The following is a 23,267-nucleotide window of genomic DNA, read 5'->3' as shown; positions in this document are numbered from 1 at the left end:
ACTATGTTTTCGACAAGACCCCTAACGCTGCATGCGCTTTGCTTTGTACTTTTGTTTTCGTTTTTTACGAAAGTACATGCACAGACCAATCCTTCATCCCAATTTTCATTAAGAACCGACCTGATCCCGCCATCGCCTAATGCCGCATCATTAGGGAAATACGGCATCGTCCCGGTCAGTCTGCAAACGGGGATCCCGAACATCAGCATCCCGCTTACCGAGGCTGCGGGCAAACAGCTCAAAATTCCGATATCGTTGAACTATCACAACAATGGCTTAAAGCCATTTGAGGAAGCAAGCTGGGTGGGTGCCGGCTGGTCGCTCGATGCCGGAGGGGTAATTACCCGCATCATCAAGGATAAGGTGGACGAAGACCAGCACGTCTCTTCGAAATACCAGGATGTTGACTGGCGCTTTCACCAGCCGGATTCTATTACCCAAAGCTTTATGGATCAGGCCATGTATGGACTGTCAATCGATTTAGAACCCGATATATACGCGTTTAACTTTGCGGGGCATTCGGGCAAATTCGTCGTTTACAAAGGCAAGGTTTACCAGTACCCATATCAGCAGTTGACCATAATAAGGGAGACCGCCGTCGACGGCTTTACCATCGTCACCCCCGAGGGTACAACTTACAGGTTCTGGACAACGGAATTGACAAACTCCAAGATCACACAGATTCAGGACGCTTACCGGCCGTTTTATAACCCTCCGGTCAGCTATACCTCAAGTTGGTACCTGCAAACCGTCACCTCGGCTGATACAAAGGATCAGATTTTATTTACTTATGACACCCCCGAGGTAGTGGCCCAGGCCGGACCACTTAGCCAAACGCTGAACGTTGACGTAACCAATACCCTTCCAGGCTACACTTTTTCACAACTTGGCAATGAATTCCCGCTAAAGGTGGGCACCATCCGGCTTTCGAGGATCACTACTTCAAAAATGAGGATTGATTTTAATCCTACCACCTCCAAGCGGCAGGATATGACCTCCAGCGGGCTGGACAATATCCAGGTGTACAATTACCTGGGGGAGCTGATCAACAAGTTTCAATTCAAGACAGATTATTTCAACATCAGCGGTACTGCTGATACCAAGAGGCTTAAGCTTACCGGCATCGAGGAAGGCCTAAATCCGGCTACGCTGAAAAAGCACTTTTTCTTTTACAACAGCGATGTTGCGTATTCAAAGACAAGCACCGGGGTTGATCACTGGGGCTATGCCAACGGATCCTCAAACGGCCCCATCATCATACCCAAACCGTATTATCCTTATGGAGTGAGCAGGGAACCCGATATCAGCTATTCAAACAGGGGCATCTTAAGTAAAATTGTGTACCCCACAGGCGGCTCAACCTTATTCGAATACGAGCAAAACCTAACGAATAACGGGCTGAATTATATTTATAACACCTTGGGGCCGAGTGATTTTATATCCAGGCCGGACACCAATACGGTAAATGTAATAACCTCAACACCGTTATCTTTCCAGGTTGTTACTGCCCAATATGTTAAAGTGAACTGGCAGCGTACGCCAAAAGACGTGGCCGGCTATCCGAACGGCAGGCTGCCTACCGACCCGACCAAGAACTTTACGCCCGACGTTATCATTACGGGATCGCAAACCTATAATTTTTCAATCATCTATAACCAGGACAATGCGGGAAAGACCGATTCTGTTTTGCTGCAGCCTGGTACCTATACCATGACCGTCAAATGCGATGAGAAGGAAAATTACGTGGCTGGCTCCGTTAGTTACAGGGAGCGGACAAACCAGGTGATTGAAGGGGCGGCGGGACCTGGAATCCGCATTAAACGGGTAACAGATTATACCGACTTTTTGGCCACCGGCACGCCTTCGTCGGTAAAGGAATACATTTATAAGGATAGCATAGGCATGTCTACAGGTGTTTTGCTGAATATCCCGGATTATGGCGGAAAAGACTACTGGGAAGGGCCGCATACCATAGGTGGAGTCACCCAGCCAACTCCGGTGAAACATTTCCAGGCATATACGTCGGCCAACGGCAACGGATTGAGCGCGTCTCAACCCATGTATTACCGTACTGTTTATGAAAAGCAGGTAAACGGCAGCGACTACCTGTTGAGCAGGAGCGATTACAATTATTACAATTCGGCTTTGGCCGGGGCAGACGTAATGCTGGTCAGGAAAACAGACTTTAAGAAGACAGGAAGCGTTTATAACAAGGTGCTGAAAAAAGAGTATAATTATTCGATAATAGGCGACAGCAGCTTCTTTGCCATAAAGCCGTTCGTACAAAAGCGCTGGGTAACCGGCGAACCCACAGAGCGGGTATATACCTATGATTTTTACTCCCTGGATTTGATATGGACAAAGCTTGATTCGGAACGGGAGGTAAAATACTATAACACCAGCGACACGCTGGTAACTACCAAAACCTACGTATATGATGCCAAGCCGCGCAACCAGGTTTTGATAACCACCAACGATTCAAAGGGGACTACGATTGTAGAGAAGAACAAGTATCCTGAAAATTATGCACCGGCGGTTTCGGGCGCATTGACAGCGCGATACGTGTACTCGCCTGTTTTAGAGAAGCAATTGTGGCTGAAGCGGTCGGCTACCGACTCGGTGCTGACCAACTCCGCGGTGACCTCCTATGACGGCAGCCTCATAAAACCCGCCGTATTGTATGGATATAACAGCATGGCACCGGTTGCCAGCATGAACCAGGAGACCAAAAACGGTGGCGGGCAATACCTCAATTTACTGAGCAGCAGCACCGGGTTTGAGCAAAGGATTTTAAACACCTACGATTATACCAGCGGCAACCTGGTATCGCAGGACATGACGGGCAGCGACGGGAACTCGCAGGTAAGCTACCTGTGGGGATACCACAACAATTACCCGATAGCGCAGGTTAAAAACACCACCGTATCATCGGTGGCCTATACCAGCTTTGAGGACGACGATGCCAGCTGGCCCTATACGGCGGCAAGCGTGGTAACTACGGATGCCCGTACAGGTGTAAAATGCTATAACGGCACCATGACCAAATCGGGCCTGCCATCGGGCAATTATACGGTTAGCTTATGGGCCAAGGGCAGTGGTACGGTAACCGTTGGAGGCGTGGCCAAAACCATAACCGCTAGCTGGCAGGTTTATGACTGGGCGCTTACGGGGATAACATCGGTAACGGTAAACAGCAACGGGAACCTAATTGATGAAGTGCGTTTAGTGCCTGCCAATGCCATGATGAACACCTACACGTATAAACCGGAAGTAGGCGTACTGAGTATAACCGATACGAAAGGCCTGACCCAGTTTTACGAATACGATGATATGAAGCGCCTGCTCAACATTCGCGACCAGGACGGCAACATACTTAAAAACTTTAATTACAACTATGCCATACCGCAACCCAGCTGGGTTAATACCGGCACAACGCAATGTGTACAGGGCGCAAGCGGCAATACCGGGGAACAGCTGATTCAGCAAAGGGACAACAACACGCTAAGCCCTACGTATAACCAATACCAGTGGATTAGCGGCGGCACCAATACAACCGCCTGCCCGATACCGGTAACCATTTATGTGGAGATGTTTTGGGGAACAAGCACTACCACCAACGGCAATACGTACCGGCCATTTATCTTCAAGGCATTCTCTGATGCCAACGGAACTGTGCCGATTAACGTACCGGTAAACCTGGTTGTGAATTACCAGCAAACCACTGTGTACACGTATTACGACGGGCGGCCCAATTCCACCTCGACTGGTTCGGGTTCGGTGACTATCGCGGCCGGTACCAACCAGGTGTCAACGTCATCGGTGGAAACTTCCGGTTGCCAGGGCGTGGGTACCAAGCAGATCTGTCTTACCAACAACCTGAGCCTGCAGCCCGGCGATGGATACCAGACTATTGTTATTGATCCGTGATGAATATGTGCTTTAAATTTATTGCATCACCACTTAATCTTAACCTCATGACATTAATATATCACTTAAAAAAGAGCCTGTTGTTTTTCACAGGCGCTTTATTGATCCCGCTGGCAGCCGGGGCTCAAACCACATCGCAGAACTATGTGCGCACGCGCGCCCCGCGATTAAAAGTACCGACGGTAACCAAACTGGACGCATTGACGCCGACGAAGGATTCGGTGCAAACAATCATTGAATACGACGATGGCCTGGGCCGGTCGCTGCAAACCGTGCAGCAACGGGCATCGTTTGGCGGTAACGATGTTATCCAGCCATTTAGTTACGATGGCTATGACCGGGAAGATAAAAAATATTTGCCTTACAGCAGTACTTCAACCAGTTATGGCAGCTACCGTAGCGATGCTTTAAACAGCAACGCGGGGGTAAACGCCTTTTACAACCCCGCGGGAACGGCTACGGTGGACGGGAAACAAAGCAACGGCATTGTGCTTACGCCTAACCCCTACGGGCAAACCGGGTTTGAAGTATCGCCTCTTGGCCGGCCGATAGAACAGGGCTCGTCGGGCGTACCATGGAAAATAACGGGTACACCCAGCGAAGCAAGTACCAACCATACCCAACGCATACTTTACACAACCAACAATCAAACAGTTTTTAGCACCACCAATATAACCGCCAATGATGGCAGCAGGCAGGTAGCATTGTATACCGCCAGGATCAATGCCGATGGCAGCCGTTCATTGCTGCGAACAAGCAATACGGCTACCTATACCAACGGACAGCTGGATATTACCATCAGCCGGGATGAGAATTGGAAGCCTACTGATAAGTGCTTTGGTACTACCGAAACTTATAAGGACAAAGAAGGGCAGATAGTACTTAAGCGTAAGTATAATATCAAAGGCAGTACAGCCGAAATGCTGAGCACCTATTACGTGTATGATGAGCGTAATAACCTCAGCTTTGTATTGCCGCCGGGGGCAAGGCCAGATACATCGGGGGTAGCTACATCCCAAACTACCTTGGATACCAAATGCTACCAGTATCGTTATGACGGGCGCAGCCGTTTAACCATGAAAAAAGTGCCCGGTAAAGGCTGGGACCTGATGGTTTACAATAAGCTTGACCAGGTGGTTGGCGCCCAGGATTCTGTACAGCGCATGAAGGTCCCGCAGGAATGGACGGTTACCAAGTATGATCCTTTTGGCAGGGCGGTAATTACAGGCATTTACCAGCATCCGGGCAGTACGGCGGGAACCAATTACCAGGCAACAGTACAGGCGCTTGTAGCTGGCGTAAGTACTTATTGGGAAACACCGGTTAGTACCGGAACGGGTTATACTTCTGCTGCCTGGCCGCTAACTGTGACTACAGTTTTGGGTGTTACTTATTACGATACTTACACCAGTATTCCGGGCCTCCCTACCACTTATACCGTTCCCGGCAACAGTACGCACACCACCGGATTGGTAACAGCCACCAAAATACTGGTGCTAAACACCACGGCCGATTATTTGTGGGCGGTGAATTATTATGATGAGGAAGGCAAATCGGTACGAACGTTCAGCCAGCATTATTTGGGCGGTTCATCGGCATTGAGTCAATACAATTATGACGATATCTCCTCGTCTTACAATTTCAACAAGCAGCCGGCGACGGTAACCAGGCAGCATTATATGAAAAATAGCGGCGGAACAGCGGCAACGCTATTATTGACCGCCACGGATGTTTACACCTATGATCATATGGGCCGCAGGCTAAAAACAACAAATACGCTTAAGGATGGTACCAATGCAGCCCAGGCTCCAGTTGTGATAGCACAAGCCACTTATAACGAAATCGGCCAGCTTGTAAAAAAAGGATTACACTCGCTGAATGGGACAAACTTTTTGCAGAACATAAATTACCGGTATAACGCCCGCGGATGGACATCAAATATTAATAATGCAAGCCTAACGGCAGATGGCGGATTAACCAACACTGACACCAACGACCAGTTTGGCATGGACATTAAATATGATGATGCCGGTACACCGCAGTATAATGGTAATATAGGGAGCATTAAAACACTTACCGGTACCATATCGGGCAACAGCTACCCCGCGCTTACATATAACTATGGTTATGATAAACTGAACAGGCTTACCAATGCCGTATCAACCAGCAGCGCGACAGCCAATGATAATTTTTATAATGAGAATTTTTCCTATGATGTGATGGGTAATATTCTCAAACTGAACAGGTACGATAATGTAAACAACAACCGTACAGCAATTGATAGTTTAACTTTTACCTACGTAAGTGGTAATAAAGTTGACCGGATAGACGATATTGTGGCAGGCGGAACGGTAGGCTTTTTTGAAGCGGTAAAGCAGGGCGGAGAATATACATATGACGGCAATGGCAACCAGCTCACCGACCTGAACCGTGGCCTTACCCAAGCCTACAATATGCTGAACCTGCCGCAAACGGTAACCAAGTCCGGTATTTCAGTAGCTTATGTTTACGATGCCACAGGCAGGAAGCTGCGCAAACTTTCCACTACTGGAAGCATAACCACTATTACCGAATATATAGGCGGCATCCAGTATGAATACACAGGTACAACACCGGCGATAGCATTCATTCAAACGGAGGAAGGCCGGGCTCGTAAGAGCGGCTCTGTTTACAAGTATGAGTATGACCTGAAAGATAATTTAGGAGATACAAGAATTACCCTGACCTGGAATTCATCTGATGCAACCCAGATGACACCCTTAAACGTGCAGCGGAATGATTACTATGCGTTCGGGTATACTATACAATCTACACAATATAGCATATTTCCAAAAAATCAGTACCTTTATAATCATAAGGAATTGCAGGAGGAGACTGGGTTCTACGACTATGGTTGGCGGTTTTATGACCCGGTAACTGGTCGTTTTACTACTGTAGATCCTACGCCAGACGAAGGAGATCAAGAGTTTGATTCGCCTTATGCATATGTAGGTAATAACCCTATTGTCAGGACAGATCCGGACGGCAAGTTTTGGAATATTGTTATAGGTGCTGCTATAGGTGGCGTAATCGGTGGAGCTATTGAAGCAGGAAGTCAGATTTACCATAGTGGTAAAGTTACAAACTGGCGTGCGGTAGGCGGAAGTGCTGTTCAGGGCGCTATTACAGGTGGTGTAGCAGGAGCAACAGGTGGATTAAGTTTACTTTCTACCGTTGCTGTGTCTTCGGCAACTAATGTTGTTGGCGGGGTTGCAAACAGGGCGATACAAGGGAAAGGCACGTCGTTAAAGGATGCTGCTACTGATGTCGTTGTTGGGGCAGCAGCTGGCTTAGGGGGGAAGCTTATAGAGAAAGGTGCTGCGGCTTTGAAAGCAGAGGCTAAAGCTGTCAGTACATTAGAACCTGGGCCTTATGCAGGGGAATCAATTAGTGCCAGGGGTAAGGCACAAACGTTTACATCGGCTGAAAGAACAAAGATAAATCAAATAGGAAAAGAAACCGGATGTCATACTTGTGGCGTAAAAAACGCGGGAACTAAAAGCGGAAATTTTGTACCTGATCACCAGCCTGTTAGCGCTCTTGTTTCTAACGGAACGCCGCAACGATTATTTCCACAATGCATAGGCTGTAGTAGGATACAAGGTGGAATAGTGAGTTCAATAATAAGAAGTTCAATAGTAAGAAGTCCAATTATGACTGTTAAAAAATGAAAAGTATAAGAGAAATAAAAATCAAACAAACCGGGCGATCCCTGAAGACGGAGGGATTAAAAAAAAATATTGGTTTTGAAATAGATCTTTTGATTCAAAACAAAGAAGAAAGAGACTATTTAAATCTATTAAGTTTTTTAATCGATTATTTTATAGATTCTAAGGCTACAATAAAAGATGGGCAAACAATAGCATATTATTCCTGGCTTTTAAAATTTGTTATTGGAGAAAACTTTGTTTTAAGTATATACGAAGTTAACAGTAACGGAGATGGTTTTACAGAAGGCGCTAACTACGCAATAGAAGTTGTAAACGAACAGACGTTAGAATGCGTTAAGATTGATAGAATTCCTGTGTTCCCAACATTTAGTCAAATGATTGTTGTATCAAAAGGGGTTTTTTCAGGCGAGGAAATAAATGCTGTTCGTTATCCATCCCCTGGCCACATGACTGGTTGGTGGCTCACGACTGATCTTTATGACGGGAATATTAATTCATTAGAAACAATACATTATTATCATTTTGCCTTTCAACGCCCAGACATTATAAAATACCTCGCTTTACCGCCTGGCTTTCGTTTCTTTTCAGGAAACCAAAGTGAGGTATGGTTTGATAAAGATGCATTATCATGATACTTTGAGTTGACCTAAAAAATATCGTCCTCGGCTGGTACACGCAACACGCGTGTGCCTTGTTGTCCACATTCTGCCACTGTTCAGATGTCTCCGATTCGAAAGATTATACTTGCAGCTAATAACTAAGTTCAAGCAGAGTTACTGTAATTCGTTAAATATGAAAAGTACTTTAATAAAAACGCTTTTTAATAAACACATAAAACAGCACTTAAAAAAGGCAGGATGGCTGTTCAAAAGCCAAATAATATTTACGGAAATTCAATCAGGGCTTCTAAAAGGATTTTGTTTTAACAGTTCGGGTTTTGCAGCAGATCAATTTGAGGTTGTAGTTTTTATAATGCCATTATATGTTCCCAAAAATTTCGTGGCACTAACGTTTGGTTATTTTTTGCGTACTCCAAACAAGCGTCAGTGGTGGAATTATGAAGACAGCAAATCGGAACAGCTTGGGCAAGATTTGGCCATAGTTATCAATCAAGCTGATAAAGAGTTTCTTTCAAAAATAAATACTGCTCAGGATTTTTATAATTATTATAAAAAAGATAAAAAAAACACTTTTCGTTTCTTTGAAGCGGTATGTTATTCAGCCGCCTATGCAGGATTAGAAGATGCCGATAAGGAATTAAAAGACTGTCTTTCGTTTCTTAAAAATAAAGAAGATATGAATAGTGTTTTTGTGAAACAAGTATACGCCAACACGGAAAAGCTTCTTTCCGGTGATAAAAAAGTTATTTTGAATGAATGGGAAACGGAAACCCGAAAAGCATTAAAGTTTTAATAATCCAGTTCAAGCCAGGTTACTGCAATTCGTTAAATATGAAAAGTACTTTAATAAAAGCGCTTTTTAATAAATACATTAAACAGCAACTATCTGTAAGTATACTAAATTACAAGAATCATTTAATATACCATGAAATAAACGCCGGGTTATTAAAGGGCTTCTGCTTTAATAGTTCTGCTTTTTCGGCAGGTCAATTTGAAATAGTAGCTTTTGTTATGCCTTTATATGTACCAACAGATTTTATAATCCTTTCTTTTGGGTATCCATTGAAAACTCCAAATAAGCGTCAATGGTGGGAATATAATGAAAATAATTTGGAGCAGCTTGCGACCGAATTGGCCGCTGCTATGAATCATGCAGATAAAGACTTCCTTTCAAAAATATATGATRCTGAAAGTTTTTATAAATATTATAAAAGTAACAGAAAATTAACTTTGAGGCATTTTGAAGCAGTATCTTATTCAGCGGCATATGCGGAATTAAAAGCGGCGGACGATGAATTAAATAGTTATCGATATTGGTTAAAAAAAAGTGAAGAGATAAAATTTGATTGGGCGCAGCAAATTTACAGCAATACCGAAAATTACTACATGGTGATAAAAAAGCAATTTTAGCTGAATGGGAAATGGAGACCAGAAAGGCATTAAGACTTTAAATTAACAAATTACTGCCCAGCTACCGCATGGTTCCAGTTTTATGCCCCGCTGATAGGTAAACGCCATGCTAAGTAATGAATATGCAACACCCGGATGTTTATTTGCGTCCGGGTGTTTGTATTTTAAACAAGGCAAAAGACTAATACGCGGACATTAAGGTTAACAATAATATTATTAGTTGTCCTAAAGGCGTGGCGTATACTTGGTATGTGGGTGCACAGGCTAGGAGGTGGCAGCTGGTGATTTTAGAGAATGGGCAAAAAGAAGAGGCACTAATAAAAAAGATAATTAATGAAATATCCAATAAATTATAGGGATTTCAGTCCCAAATTAAAATATTATTCCGAGGCGATATCGGTTTATAATCGAGCTAGTTCATTTTTAACAGGATTTGATTGGTGTAAAAAGATAGTAGATGCTTCACTTTATACTAATCTTGGTTCAAAGCTCGGTTTATATCTTTTCAAAATTGATAATAGCGCCAGTAGTGAGAACGACTATTTATGGGTAATAGCAGGGGACTTACCAATGGTGTACCTAAATGTCCATGAGGACGATACTACAAGGGAAGTATTAAAATGTTATGCTGAATTGGCATCGGATTGGGTACAACATGTTAAAAACAACCAATCTTTAGAAAATTGTTATCCATTTGATGCAAACCCAACAATAGAGATGGCCGATCTACTGGAGAGAAGAGTTAATATCCTAAATATTTCTGTAATTGAAAATATTGATAATATAAAAGTCAACCTAAATTTAGGTTAAACTTCCAGGGGGACAGCTGTTGATCCCAGTTGTCCGTAGTCTGCCGCTGTTCGATTTCTCCGACTTCGAACGGCTATGCTTGTAGTTTGTAACTACACCTGAATCAGATAAAAGCAATGTTGTAGAATAAACAGAGCCTGGCCATGATGCCGGGCTTTGTTTTGAACGTGCTAAGAACTTAGATATTAGCGATGTTAAAGCTAAATTCGACACAAATATGATATCGGCATACAGCAAGCCAAAGCTTACGCATATAAGTTAAATAAGGCAAAAACATCAACAACCAAAGAATAAAATATGGATTACACAATAACGCCATATGAGTCTCTCGGAAATATCCCTTTGGGACTACATAGAAATGAAATCAGGAAACTCCTAAAAGAGCCTAATATTGAATTTTACCGTAACCAATTTTCTAAAACTCCAACTGATTTTTTCGAAAATTTAGGGCTTTTTATAGGTTATGATGAAGATTTTTTATGTGAGGCAATAGAAATAGTGAAGCCCGCAAATCCGATTTTGTTTGCGATTGAGCTGTTAAACCTACCCTATGCATCGGTCGAAGAGCAAATTGCAGAGTGGAACGATGGGTTAAAGATTATGTATACAGGCTTTACATCTTATAAATTTGGCGTAGGTGTGTATGCCCCGAACAGAGATGATTCGCCGAATGAAGTTAGCGAATCGGTAATTGTGTTTAAGAAAGGGTATTACGATTAGTACCCCCAGTTGTCCGTAGTCTACCCTCGCCCGCGCTTTGTTAGAGTTGTTCTCCAACAAACTCGTTCCCCATATGATGACGTATAAAACAAAGGCATCTTTGTCAGTAACATAATACCAGCCCGGCGAATATTTGTACCCTCCGCCCTTGTTGATATGGTCACAGCGGCTGATATGTCACCCTTTCAGGGCTGTTTGGTTGGTGTGTTTTAATCGATGGGCGATGCCTGTTGCAATTGTATGTTGCCATTTCGAGGCCGGGCTATAGGCAACATTTTCGTACACGACCATAATTTAACATTGCCAGCCCTGAAAGGGCATAATCCCTCAGCACGGGGCGCCGCCCGGTGCTGAGAAGCGATACATATAGGACAGCCCTGAGGGGGTGACATCTGCTTTACAATAACATGATTATAACTACTGCCCACTCAAAACTGCAAACTACTTCACCACCGTCACACTGCCCGATAGCGCCTTCTTGCCATTCTTCAGGTTTACGATGTAATAATAGGTTGCAGGCGGAACGGGTTGGCCGTTAAAGGTGCCGTCCCAAGAGGTGCTGTAGCCGGCTGATCTGAATATGCGCTGGCCGTAGCGGTTAAATATTTCTACGGTGTTTTGGGGGTAAGCGTTTAAGCCGGTGATGGCCCACAGATCATTGCTGCCATCGCCGTTGGGCGAGAAGCTGTTAGGGATGCTGATATCAACCGGAACTGCCGGTGGGTTTACGGTAATGGAAAACTGAACGGGTAAACCGGGGCATTCATTATCGCTTAAAATAGCCATAAACCTGCCCCCAGGCTGAACGGGGATTTGTTGCGCAACGGTGTTGGTAGCCGCGTTGATAACGGATATATATGGCGAAAGGGAATTGACCACGTAAACCTTGCTGCCATCGCTGTTGGTGGTGATGCCTGCCGGGTTTTGGCCTACATCAACAATGGCGGCAATGCTGCGGGTTAGGGTGTTGATGACGGTAACTTTTTTGTCGTTAATGAGGGATACGTAAAGCCTTGCCCCATCCGGGCTTATGGCCAGGCAGTTGGCGGCTGTGCCAACGTCTATTTTATATAGGATACGCCTGGCGGCAATATCTATCACGGCTACATCGTGCGAGTTATAATTGGCTACGTACAACGTTTTATTATCGGGACTGATGACGATGCTGTTGGGTGATGTGCCGGTAATTATGGCATATTCAAAATAACTGGTAGCGGTGTCATAAAACTGTACGATGTTTGAGCCGGCGTTGATGATATACAGTTTTTTACCGTCGGCGCTGATGGTCAGATCATATGGGGTATCGCCTGTGGTAACGGTTTTCATAACGGCGTAATTAGCCGTGCTGATGGTGGTTAACTGGTTGATGCTGCCATCGGTAACATATAACTTGCTGCCATCGGGGCTGATAACCATGCCAACAGGATCAAACCCGGCCGGGAAAGTGGCGGTTACTTTATTGGTGGCGGTATTAATTACAGCTATGGTATGTGAACCCTCGTTTTCCACATACAGCAGGCTTTTATCGGGACTAAACACCAGCCGCTGCGGGCTGGAGTTTGCCGGTATCCCGTCGGTTATAACCTGCTCAACATTATTGGTAATGGTATTGATAAGCGAAACCGAGTTTGACGAGCTGTTGGCTGCATAAGCATAGCTTGCCGGCGCGGGGGTAACCGTAATATGTGCTGTAATAGGCGTGGTACCCGTATTTATAGCAGTAAACGGAGTGATTCCCTGGTTTCCGCTTGCGGCCAGGCCGATGCCAGGGTTATCATTTGTCCAGCTGAAGCTGCGCGCGGTGCCTGTAAAAATAACGCCGGTGGTAAGTTGTCCGTTTTGCACGGTTTGATCGGCAATGGAGTTAACAAGCGGCAGGGGATTAACGTGYCCGGTTACCCTTGCTGTTTGCGTTACTTCGCCCGAAGTTAGTGCAACATCGCCCGAAATATTACCCACCGCCGCCTGCGCCGATGAACGGACATAAACTACCTGGCTGGATATTAAGCCGGATGTTTGTGTAAGTACAACGCTTGTATTAAAAGTACCATCGGCAGTAAGCGATACCTCGAAACCGGCGGGTGCGGTAACCTGTACATCGGCAGATAAACCACTTGCCGACACCGTGAATTGCTGAACGGCCGGGCTGGCAGAGGCGGTACCGGCACAGGCAGAAATAGCCCCGGTTACCTCGCCAACAATCAATTGGGGCGCGGCGGTTGTGGATTTGAATAATATGTTAAAAGACACATTTCCCCGTGGGCCCGGCGTTGCCCAGGCCTTTATCATTACCAGGAGCAGTAATACAATTATAAACGGTAAATGCAGGTGCTTTTTCATATAACTTCGTCGCCGGCAAATTAAAACGACTGTTAAACGCTGTAATTTTTGTAAATATAAGGCTAATATTAACTTAACTGATAATGGCGTCCGCGGCAAACTTGAGTTAACAGGGTTTATCTTAAAACACGAGGTTGTAAATAATTTTATTTATTTGGTACTATATTATACAATAATTTAATTATTGATACAATTAAGTACTATATTTGTTTGTTGATTAGTTGGTTTATCCGGGTTGATGAACCATATTTACATAAACAATCATTTTAGCTGATTTTGAACAATAAAACCAATTTTGCTGTTATTGGCTCGGGCTTTGCCGGTTTAAGTGCTGCTGCATACCTGGCAAAGGCCGGGTACCAGGTTGATGTGATTGAAAAAAATGCAGCCATAGGCGGCCGTGCCCGGCAGTTGACCACCAATAACGGTTACTTGTTTGATATGGGGCCAAGCTGGTATTGGATGCCCGAGGTATTTGAAAAGTTTTTCAATGACTTTGGTTATAAGCCTGCCGATTTTTATGAACTGAAACAACTGGATCCGGGATTTTCGGTAGTTTTTGGTGATGATGGTGTTATGGCCGTGCCTGCTGACTTCAACGCCTTATGCCAATTGTTTGAGTCGATAGAAACCGGTAGCGCGGCCCAATTAAAAGTGTTTTTGGCCGAGGCCGCTTATAAATATAAAACGGGAATGAATAAACTGGTTTACAAACCCGGTTTGTCGCTTACCGAATTTTTGGATTGGGACCTGTTTAAAGGAGTTTTTAAATTACAGGTGTTTACTGCCTTTAGCAAACACGTCAGGAAGTTTTTTAAAAATCCCAGGCTAATAGCGCTCATGGAGTTCCCTGTACTGTTTTTAGGCGCCATGCCCGAAGATACCCCGGCATTATACAGCCTCATGAATTACGCCGGCCTGCAGCTGGGTACCTGGTATCCGAAGGGCGGTTTCGGTAAAATTATTGAGGGGATGCAGGAAGTTTGCAAAGCGCAGGGCGTGAAATTTCGTACCAATACGGCTGTTACTTCAATTAAGGTAGTCAACAACCGGGTTTCGGCAATTGCTACTGCCCATGATACGAAGGACTATGATGGCGTTATTGCTGCGGCCGATTATCATCATGTAGAAGAAAAACTACTGGAGCCACAATTCAGAAACTACCAGGAAACCTATTGGGACAAACGGGTAATGGCGCCATCAAGCCTTATTTTTTACCTTGGTGTAACACGCAAAATAGATAGGCTTGACCACCACACTTTGTTTTTTGACGCCGACCTGAAACAGCATGCGCAGGAAATATATAAAGAGCCCCAATGGCCTTCAAAACCACTGTTTTATGTTTGCTGCCCATCAAAAACCGATGATACCGTGGCACCCGCAGGGCACGAAAACCTGTTTATCCTGATGCCGCTGGCACCTGGGATTGAGGATAACGACGACCTGAGAGAAAAATACTTTAATTTGATAATGGACAGGCTTGAACGTTTTAGCGGCATAGCTATAAGGCAACATCTGGATTATAAGCAAAGCTATTGTATAAATGATTTTGTTGCCGATTATAACTCCTATAAAGGCAATGCTTATGGGTTGGCCAATACGCTCATGCAAACGGCAAATTTTAAGCCATCCATCGGCAACCGCCGGGCAGGTAATTTATTTTATGCCGGGCAGCTTACGGTTCCTGGTCCCGGTGTGCCGCCGTCAATCATATCAGGTAAAGTTTCGGCCCAGCAATTAATCAAATATTCAACCAAAAATAAATGAAAGCGAGATTCGATAAATTATCTGCCACGTGCAGCAGGGAAACCACCCGGCTATACAGTACCAGTTTTTCGCTGGGTATCTATTTTTTAAAGAAAGAGCTTCGGGACCCCATATACGCCATTTATGGCTTTGTAAGGCTGGCGGACGAAATTGTGGATAGCTTTCACGATTATCCCAAAGCTTTGCTGTTAGCTGAGTTTAAAGAAGATTGTTTCCTCGCTATTAGCCGTGGCATCAGCATCAACCCTGTACTCAATTCTTTTCAGCAGGTTGTTAATAAATATCACATCAACCATGACCTTATCAGGCAGTTTTTAAAGAGCATGGAAATGGACCTGGCAGTGCAGGAGTACACCCCCGATAAGTACGAGGAATATATTCTTGGTTCGGCACAGGTAGTGGGTTTAATGTGCCTGCATGTGTTTACCAACGGCAACGCCGATGAGTTTGAACGGCTGCGCCTGCCTGCTATGAAATTAGGATCGGCCTTTCAAAAAGTGAATTTTTTAAGAGATGCAAACGTCGATTACCAGGAACTGAACCGGAACTATTTTCCGCAAGTAAACCTGGCTTCTTTTTCTGATGGTGATAAAAAAGCTATCGAGCAAGATATTCTTCGCGAGTTTAACGAGGCACTGGACGGTATCAGGCAGCTGCCCCGTTCATGCCGCAAGGGTGTTTACCTGGCTTATGTTTACTACAGGCAGTTATTTCGGAAGATAGCCAATGTGCCGGCCGAGCGGGTGATGGAGCAACGCATCCGTGTATCCAACGGGCATAAATTTTGGCTGATGTTTGATTCGCTGGTGCGGTACAAATTAAATGTGTTATGAAGCTTGCCTTATATATTACGCTGATGCTTCCTTTACTTAGCCTGCAGCAGCCAAAGCCGACGCTAAAACAGTTGCGGTCGCTTTACAGGTATTCGGCAACCGACAAGGACTCGTCGGCGAAATTTCTGCTGCTTACAACAACAGTTGATAGTGCTGCTACACCTATACTGTGTTGTTACAAAGGCGTGGCCCAGGTTATACAGGCCCGGTTTACAGGTAGCCCTTTCAGTAAGTTGAAAAAATTCAATACCGGTAAGTTGATGATAGAAAACGCCATAGCCCGCGATACCCTGAATGTAGAAATGCGTTTGTTGCGGTACAACATACAGGCAAATGCCCCCGCGTTTTTAGGATACAATGGCAGTTTGCAAAAAGACGAAGCATTTTTAAAAGCCAACTGTTACAAGCTTGATGATGCTGAATTAAAACTAATGGTAAACAAAGCTGTGGCCGCCCCCAAAAGCAATTGATAATTTAATACCGGTACGATGGAAGAGCATGTTGTTTTGGTTGATGATGATGATAACGAAGTGGGTACCATGGAAAAGATGGAGGCCCACCTGCAGGGTAAAAAGCACCGCGCATTTTCGGTATTTGTTTTTAACCTGGAAGGCGAGTTGTTATTACAGCAGCGCGCATTGGATAAGTACCACTCGGGGGGTAAATGGACAAACACCTGCTGCAGCCACCCGCGGCCCGGTGAGGATACGCTTGAGGCTGCCCATCGCCGCTTAATGGAAGAGATGGGTATGGATTGCCAGTTAAATCACGTTTTTAGCTTCAGCTATCGTGCCGCGGTGCAGGCAAACCTCGTTGAAAACGAATACGACCACGTATTTTTTGGCGTAAGTAACGCGGTGCCCAATCCATCGCCCGATGAGGTAGAAGCCTACCGGTACATCAGCCTGGATGACCTTGCCCGCGAGCTGGACGAACATCCTGCCGATTATACGGAATGGCTGAAGATCTGCTTTGAGCAGGTGCACACAAATTATTACCAATAACCCCAATTAACCTGCAATAATGAACGCTTTAATTATCATAGTCACATTTTTTGCCATGGAGGGCGTTGCCTGGTTTACCCATAAATATGTAATGCATGGCTTGTTATGGGTATGGCACCGCGACCATCATAAAAAAGAACAGCCCGGATACCTGGAAAAAAACGACCTGTTTTTCCTCGTCTTCGCTATACCGGGTATCAGTTGCCTGGCCGCGGGTACCTTGGGGGCCATGCCGGTTTTTACTTGTGTGGGTACCGGTATCACGCTGTATGGTGCCTGCTACTTTTTTGTGCACGATTTATTTATACATCAGCGCATTAAAGTACTGCGTAACTCTCAAAACTGGTATTTAAAGGCCATTCGCAGGGCGCACAAAATGCACCATAAGCATATTGGGAAAGAAGAAGGCGAATGTTTTGGCATGCTATGGGTTCCTTTTAAATATTTCCGCCAAAACAAAAACAATCAGCCGGCATGAAAAGCACTTATCTGTTGATTGATTTTTTTTCAATCCTGGTACCTTTTCTGTATTCGTTTCATCCAAAGCTAAAGTTTTACAAAAACTGGCCGGCTTTTTTTCCGGCGGTGCTCATTACAGGTTTACTTTTTATTGGATGGGACATGTATTTTACGCATCTAAAAATATGGGGTTTTAATCCTGCTTACCTTATCGGGATAAATGTAGGTAACCTGCCCATTGAGGAAGTACTGTTTTTTTTATGTATTCCTTATTCCTGTGTTTTTTCTTACGTATGCCTTAATATGCTCATCAAAAAAAATATACCCAAGGCGTTGGAATCTGCCATTAGTATACTGCTGATAGTTTCATCGGTTTTTATGGCGGTATTTTTCAGGAATTTAAGCTACACAGCCTTCACTTTTATGGCGTTGGCTGTCCTGGTTTTTGTGGCAAGGTTTGTTTTGCAGGTCACCTGGCTACCCGGTTTTTATTTAAGCTACCTTATACTGCTATTGCCATTTTTAATTGTAAACGGGCTGCTTACCGGCACAGGTTTGCAGCAGCCGGTTGTTTGGTATAACCCGGCGCAAATGCTTAATATCCGCGTCCTGACCATACCGATTGAAGATATTTTTTATGGCATGGACCTGATACTTTTAAACGTAATGATTTATTCATGGATAGGGGATAAGCAACGCCGCCACCATGAAGTTGCTAAAAAAATGGCAACAGCTATAAACCTGGTTTGAATTGTACACCGAACACTCAAATATATTAATGATAAACAACGATACTTTAATTAAAAACAATACGAGCAGCGATTTTGCCGATGCTGCCCTGGAACACGCGGGTTCGGCATTTGACACGCCTTTGCGCAGCGATGCTTTTGAGCTTGACGATGAAACTAAAATAGAATTGATTGAAAAGCATTTTGCCGGCATTATGCATGTGTTAGGGATGGATCTGGACGACGATAGCCTGAAAGATACACCTAAGCGGGTTGCCAAAATGTATGTTAAGGAGATATTTAGCGGCTTAAACCCGGCTAACAAGCCTGTGCCCACGCTTTTTAAAAACCCTTTTAATTACAACCAGATGCTGGTTGAAAAAGATATAGCGGTATTTAGCAATTGTGAGCACCATTTTGTGCCTATTGTTGGTAAAGCTCATGTTGCCTATATCAGCAACGGGCAGGTAATTGGTTTGTCAAAACTCAACAGGATTGTTCAATACTGTTCGCAAAGGCCGCAGGTGCAGGAAAGGCTTACGATACAAATTGCTGGCCTGATAAAAGAGGCCCTGGGTACCGAAGATGTGGCGGTGATAGTAGATGCATACCACCATTGCGTTTCCAGCCGGGGTATAAGGGATGTAGGCAGTACAACTATTACGGCCGAGTACAGCGGCAAATTCCTTAACCCCGAAACAAAAAATGAATTTCTTAAATACATAGGCTCATGAATTTCCAGGGCAAAAATATTGTAGTAGCGGGTGGCAGTTCGGGCATCGGCTTGGCCCTGGTTAAACAGCTTAGCCAGGCCGGGGCACAGGTTTATGTTATTTCCAGGAACCTGTCTGGCAGTTTACCTCAAAGTGTTAAGCATCTTGCAGCTGATGTTACCGGCAATCTGGAAACTGCAGCCACTTTTTTTCCCGAAGTATTGCACGGCGTAGTTTATGCTGTTGGCAGCATTAATTTAAAGCCGTTCAGCAGGCTTACCGACGTTGATTTTATAAATGATTACCAGCTAAATGTGGTAGGTGCGGCCCGCGTTGTACAACAGGCGCTTAAGGGGTTAAAGGCCTCGGGTTCATCATCTGTAGTATTTGTAAGTTCGGTAGCGGCAAAAACAGGCATGCCTTATCACGCCAGTATAGCAGCGGCAAAAAGCGGGCTCGAGGGTATGGCTCTTTCGCTGGCAGCCGAACTGGCCGGTCAAAAAATAAGGGTAAACGTGGTTGCGCCATCGTTAACAGATACCCCTATGGCGCAAAACCTGTTAAGCACTCCCGAAAAAAAGGAAGCATCAGCAAAAAAGCATCCCATGGGTAAATACGGACAGCCAGAAGATATCAGCCAGGCCATCGCTTTTTTACTTTCGGACGATAGCAGCTGGATAACGGGCCAGGTTATAGGTATTGATGGCGGATTGGGTAAATTGAAAACAAACTGATATGACAAGTATTAATAGCGGGCAAATTGCGGCTATGGAAAAGCGCTACCGGGTTAACCTGGTAAATAGTTTAAACGGCTATAAATCGCTTAACCTGTTGGGTACCATTAACCCCGATGGTATAACTAACCTGTGTTTGGTTAGTTCGGTTTTTCACCTCGGGTCAAACCCGCCGTTATTCGGCATGATCATCCGGCCGGAGCGCGAACATAATGATACCCTCCGTAACATCAGCCTGGTGGGGCAATATACCCTCAACAATGTGTTACCGGCATGGTACAAGCAGGCGCATCAAACCAGTGCAAGCTACCCATCAGGTGTGTCGGAATTTGATGAGTGTGGATTTAAAAAAATGTATAGCCAGGGTTTCCTGGCGCCCTTTGTTGCAAGCTCCACCGTGCGGATGGGGCTCGAACTGCGGGAAATGACAGACCTGGCAATAAATGGCACTACGATGGTGATAGGCGAGGTGGTATTACTAATGGCCGATGATAGCCTGTTAGCCGATGACGGAACGATAAACCATGCTGCCGCGTGCACCATGACGGTATCCGGGCTGGATAGTTATTACCTGCCGCAGCCGGTGGGCCGCCTGGCGTATGCCAAACCGGGTGTTCAGCCGAAAGAAATAGAATTATAACTATAAATGGATGGCTCGATTAATGCAACAATGAAGAGCGGAAGGCTTGCCGCAGAAGCTATTATTCAATCAATGAATTAAAATGAGTGGGCACAATACTTATACCAACGAGTTTTTGAACGGCAAAAGATTGCTGGGCGACCAGCCTGCAGATGCGTTTATTGCCCAGGCTTTTAAGGATGCCGGCTTGAAAAAGGATTTGCAGCTTTGGTTAAGTGGTACCGCGGGCTATAGCCGGTTAACTGAGCAATTTCCGGGTGTGCCATTCATAAATGAAGCCAATTGTTTGCCGGCATGGGCCAGCCCCAGGCTAATGAAAACCGGCGCCGCTTTTTTTGCAAGGCATGCCGAAACTATCATGACTTTACTGGGCCTGCTTTCGCTTCCGTATTGTTACACCGCTGCTAATGGCGCCATGGTGCTCTATCTCTCGGAACGGATGAGAAATGAAACCAGTAAAAGGCTGCACGAAACCGCGGTATTTGTTTGGGAAATAATGGCGCCCGGCGCTTTTGCAGGCGAGGGTAACGGTTTTACCGAAATACTAAAAGTGAGGTTAATGCACGCCGCCGTACGGTACTATACGTTGCAAAGTGGTAAATGGGACGATGCCTGGGGACTCCCTATTAACCAGGAAGATATGGCCGGCACTAATCTTTCGTTTTCGCTGATCGTTATCCGGGGCTTGCGGCTTATGGGCTTTACAGTGAGCGAGGCCGACCAGGAAGCCTATATCCACTTGTGGAATGTTATCGGTTACTTATCAGGCCTTCAGGAGGATTTGATCCCCACGACTTCAAAAATGGCGCAGCTGCTTGATCATACCATTAATGCCCGCCAGTTTTGCGTTTCGGAACATGGCCGCCAGCTTACGCAAACCCTTATAACACATATCGTATCGGTAAACGAGGGCAAAGCCACAGCCAATGAGATACTGGGGCTAATGCGTTATTTACTGGGTGCTGATGTTGCCGATATGCTGGGCATTGATGCCCGCGTTTTGCCAGCTTATAAATTAACACTGCTGCGCACCATAAATTTGTTCAAGGGGTTTAAGCCCGAAAAAGATCCGCAAACGGCTTATATGAGGGCCTATTCGGAGTTCAAAAAGCAGAAAATAGCATAACAAGATAAAACTTATAAATTTGGCAACAAATGGCGGTAACCGTTAGATAGAAAAATCATGAAATCATACAAACTCATTCATCAATTGATAAGCCTTGTAGAAGAGATGGAGAAGGAGAACAAAGGCGATGAAGTTTCCATTCAGGATTTTACCGGTTTTTTACTTAACCATGTAGCCGACCCTGCCGACGATTATGTTAATGGCGATGTCCGTTTCGGTAAAAGCGAAAAAATGGCGCTTGAAGTGGCCTATCAACTGGATAATAATATAGGCAGGTTGTTTGTATTTATGAGCCGTTACGCCAAATTCTACATTAAAAAAGCACTGGATGGCACCCCCCTGCAAACCGCCGAAGAATTTACCGGGCTGGCTATTTTGCTTACGCATGATCACTTAACAAAAAGCGAATTGATTAACTATAACCTGCAGGAAAAAACATCGGGCACAGAAGTGATCAGGAGATTGATAGCTGCAGGCCTGGCCAGGCAATGGGATAACCCCGAAGACAAACGCGGCAAATACGTGGGCATTACCGATAAGGGCAAGCAGTTATTATACGAGGTTTTTGTAGATACAAGCTATGCCGGCAAAATGATAACCGGCAAGCTCAGCATTTCCGAGAAACTTACACTGCAGCACCTGCTGCAAAAGCTGGAAGATTTTCATTACGAACATCATGAAAAGAAAACCATCAGCACAAAGGCCGATATGAAAGCCTTTATTGAAGAAGGCGTTGATTAAAAACCAAACGCAACATTTTTTGAAACTATATGGAAAATAGCATCTCAATCATCTCGCTAGGCGAACTTACCGCCTTATTGTTATTGGCTAAGCAAGCCGGAGCAGGTATTTTAAGCGTTTACAATACACATATCGAGGTAACGCTGAAAGACGACTTGTCGCCATTAACGTTGGCAGATAAAGTATCCCATGATATCATTACCGAAGGTTTAACCGCGCTTACTCCCGCTATCCCGATAATTTCTGAAGAAGGCAAGGATATTCCCTATGAGACCAGGAAAAATTGGGAATACTACTGGTGCGTTGACCCGCTTGACGGCACCAGGGAGTTTATTAAACGCAACGGCGAGTTTACCGTGAACATTGCGCTTATGCATAACAATACCCCGGTTTTAGGCATCATCTACGTACCAGTAACCGATGATCTTTATTATGGAGGTGAAGGGATTGGCAGCTGGAAGGAAACAACCGAAGGCGGGAAAACGCAAATTTATGCAGATGTAAAGGCAACGGAATGGATATCTGTGGGCAGCCGGTCGCATGCATCAGCAGAGGAAGCAGAGCTGCTGGCGCGATACCCTGTTTCGGCTACTATTTCCATTGGCAGTTCCATTAAGTTTTGCTTGATAGCCGAAGGTAAAGCCCATATCTACTACCGCCATGGCCCCACCATGGAGTGGGACACCGCCGCCGGCCAGGCCATTGCCGTTTACAGTGGCGCAGTAATGACAAGGCCCGACGGCCAGCCATTCGAATACAACAAACCATCGTTATTAAACGGAAGTTTTTTGGTTAAGGTAGGATAGGGGAAGCATATATAATTTCGGACAAAAAAAACAATTAGGCTTATTGTGAATAGGTAAATAGCCATCGTGCTGATTCCATGACCCGGCTACTGGATATTAGAGCCCTCTAAACGGCGAAGGTCATACATTTTTTATAGCAGATAGTAATTTTGAAAAGCCACTCCGTTAGGAGTGAAATG

The 23,267-nt window shown here is 44.9% G+C and carries 20 protein-coding genes; 19 read left to right on the top strand and 1 reads right to left on the bottom strand.

The window, feature by feature from the left end:
* Positions 1-3: 3 nt before the first annotated feature.
* The 7 genes from AC1DU2_RS03605 (at position 4) to AC1DU2_RS03575 (ending at position 11,197) form a co-directional block, all read left to right on the top strand.
* Complete coding sequence (locus AC1DU2_RS03605) at positions 4-3,927, top strand: hypothetical protein (RefSeq protein WP_477382827.1); 3,924 nt, start codon at positions 4-6, stop codon at positions 3,925-3,927.
* 47 nt (positions 3,928-3,974) lie between these two features.
* On the top strand, positions 3,975-7,637 hold the full coding sequence (locus AC1DU2_RS03600; protein WP_477382826.1) for a DUF6443 domain-containing protein: 3,663 nt from the start codon (positions 3,975-3,977) through the stop codon (positions 7,635-7,637).
* A complete protein-coding gene (locus AC1DU2_RS03595) occupies positions 7,634-8,269 on the top strand; it encodes an immunity protein Imm33 domain-containing protein (RefSeq protein ID WP_477382825.1) in 636 nt (211 codons plus the stop codon). The genes AC1DU2_RS03600 and AC1DU2_RS03595 overlap by 4 nt, the downstream gene beginning before the upstream one ends.
* Positions 8,270-8,429: 160 nt before the next feature.
* A complete protein-coding gene (locus AC1DU2_RS03590) occupies positions 8,430-9,050 on the top strand; it encodes a hypothetical protein (protein ID WP_477382824.1) in 621 nt (206 codons plus the stop codon).
* 38 nt (positions 9,051-9,088) lie between these two features.
* Entirely contained in the window at positions 9,089-9,667 is a 579-nt protein-coding gene (locus AC1DU2_RS03585) for a hypothetical protein (protein ID WP_477382823.1), read from the top strand.
* A gap of 333 nt (positions 9,668-10,000) precedes the next feature.
* On the top strand, positions 10,001-10,477 hold the full coding sequence (locus AC1DU2_RS03580; protein ID WP_477382822.1) for a DUF4826 family protein: 477 nt from the start codon (positions 10,001-10,003) through the stop codon (positions 10,475-10,477).
* A 297-nt stretch (positions 10,478-10,774) separates the two neighbouring features.
* Complete coding sequence (locus AC1DU2_RS03575; protein ID WP_477382820.1) at positions 10,775-11,197, top strand: hypothetical protein; 423 nt, start codon at positions 10,775-10,777, stop codon at positions 11,195-11,197.
* A gap of 441 nt (positions 11,198-11,638) precedes the next feature.
* Here AC1DU2_RS03575 and AC1DU2_RS03570 read toward each other — a convergent pair whose 3' ends face one another.
* The gene (locus AC1DU2_RS03570; protein WP_477382819.1) at positions 11,639-13,537 is read right to left on the bottom strand and encodes a T9SS type B sorting domain-containing protein; all 1,899 of its coding nucleotides are present in this window, start codon (positions 13,535-13,537) and stop codon (positions 11,639-11,641) included.
* A 276-nt stretch (positions 13,538-13,813) separates the two neighbouring features.
* Between AC1DU2_RS03570 and AC1DU2_RS03565 the strand changes: the two genes are divergently transcribed.
* The 12 genes from AC1DU2_RS03565 to cysQ all read left to right on the top strand — a co-directional run bounded on the left by AC1DU2_RS03565 (position 13,814) and on the right by cysQ (position 23,088).
* The gene (locus tag AC1DU2_RS03565; protein WP_477382817.1) at positions 13,814-15,304 is read left to right on the top strand and encodes a phytoene desaturase family protein; all 1,491 of its coding nucleotides are present in this window, start codon (positions 13,814-13,816) and stop codon (positions 15,302-15,304) included.
* Positions 15,301-16,137, top strand: a complete 837-nt coding sequence (locus tag AC1DU2_RS03560; protein ID WP_477382816.1) for a phytoene/squalene synthase family protein — start codon at positions 15,301-15,303, stop codon at positions 16,135-16,137. Before AC1DU2_RS03565 ends, AC1DU2_RS03560 begins: the two co-directional genes overlap by 4 nt.
* Positions 16,134-16,607 (top strand): hypothetical protein, encoded by a 474-nt coding sequence (locus tag AC1DU2_RS03555; RefSeq protein WP_477382815.1) that lies wholly within the window; start codon positions 16,134-16,136, stop codon positions 16,605-16,607. Before AC1DU2_RS03560 ends, AC1DU2_RS03555 begins: the two co-directional genes overlap by 4 nt.
* An 18-nt stretch (positions 16,608-16,625) precedes the next feature.
* Complete coding sequence (gene idi / locus AC1DU2_RS03550; RefSeq protein ID WP_477382814.1) at positions 16,626-17,141, top strand: isopentenyl-diphosphate Delta-isomerase; 516 nt, start codon at positions 16,626-16,628, stop codon at positions 17,139-17,141.
* A 19-nt stretch (positions 17,142-17,160) separates the two neighbouring features.
* Positions 17,161-17,619 carry a sterol desaturase family protein gene (locus tag AC1DU2_RS03545; protein WP_477382813.1) on the top strand — a complete coding sequence of 153 codons (459 nt, stop codon included), beginning with the start codon at positions 17,161-17,163 and terminating at the stop codon, positions 17,617-17,619.
* Positions 17,616-18,350: a lycopene cyclase domain-containing protein gene (locus AC1DU2_RS03540; protein ID WP_477382811.1), complete on the top strand. Its 735-nt coding sequence runs from the start codon at positions 17,616-17,618 to the stop codon at positions 18,348-18,350. The genes AC1DU2_RS03545 and AC1DU2_RS03540 overlap by 4 nt, the downstream gene beginning before the upstream one ends.
* A gap of 28 nt (positions 18,351-18,378) precedes the next feature.
* A complete protein-coding gene (gene folE / locus AC1DU2_RS03535) occupies positions 18,379-19,062 on the top strand; it encodes a GTP cyclohydrolase I FolE (protein WP_477382810.1) in 684 nt (227 codons plus the stop codon).
* Positions 19,059-19,775 (top strand): SDR family NAD(P)-dependent oxidoreductase, encoded by a 717-nt coding sequence (locus tag AC1DU2_RS03530; protein WP_477382809.1) that lies wholly within the window; start codon positions 19,059-19,061, stop codon positions 19,773-19,775. Before folE ends, AC1DU2_RS03530 begins: the two co-directional genes overlap by 4 nt.
* A gap of 1 nt (position 19,776) precedes the next feature.
* Positions 19,777-20,415: a flavin reductase family protein gene (locus AC1DU2_RS03525; protein ID WP_477382808.1), complete on the top strand. Its 639-nt coding sequence runs from the start codon at positions 19,777-19,779 to the stop codon at positions 20,413-20,415.
* A gap of 82 nt (positions 20,416-20,497) precedes the next feature.
* Positions 20,498-21,541, top strand: a complete 1,044-nt coding sequence (locus AC1DU2_RS03520; RefSeq protein ID WP_477382807.1) for an oxygenase MpaB family protein — start codon at positions 20,498-20,500, stop codon at positions 21,539-21,541.
* Positions 21,542-21,598: 57 nt separating this feature from the next.
* A complete protein-coding gene (locus tag AC1DU2_RS03515) occupies positions 21,599-22,282 on the top strand; it encodes a MarR family winged helix-turn-helix transcriptional regulator (protein ID WP_477364891.1) in 684 nt (227 codons plus the stop codon).
* Positions 22,283-22,311: 29 nt separating this feature from the next.
* Positions 22,312-23,088, top strand: a complete 777-nt coding sequence (gene cysQ, locus AC1DU2_RS03510) for a 3'(2'),5'-bisphosphate nucleotidase CysQ (RefSeq protein ID WP_477382806.1) — start codon at positions 22,312-22,314, stop codon at positions 23,086-23,088.
* Positions 23,089-23,267: the final 179 nt, after the last annotated feature.

Source organism: Mucilaginibacter sp. P4_C11 (genome assembly GCF_056402115.1).
This window is presented reverse-complemented; position numbering and strand designations above follow the sequence as displayed.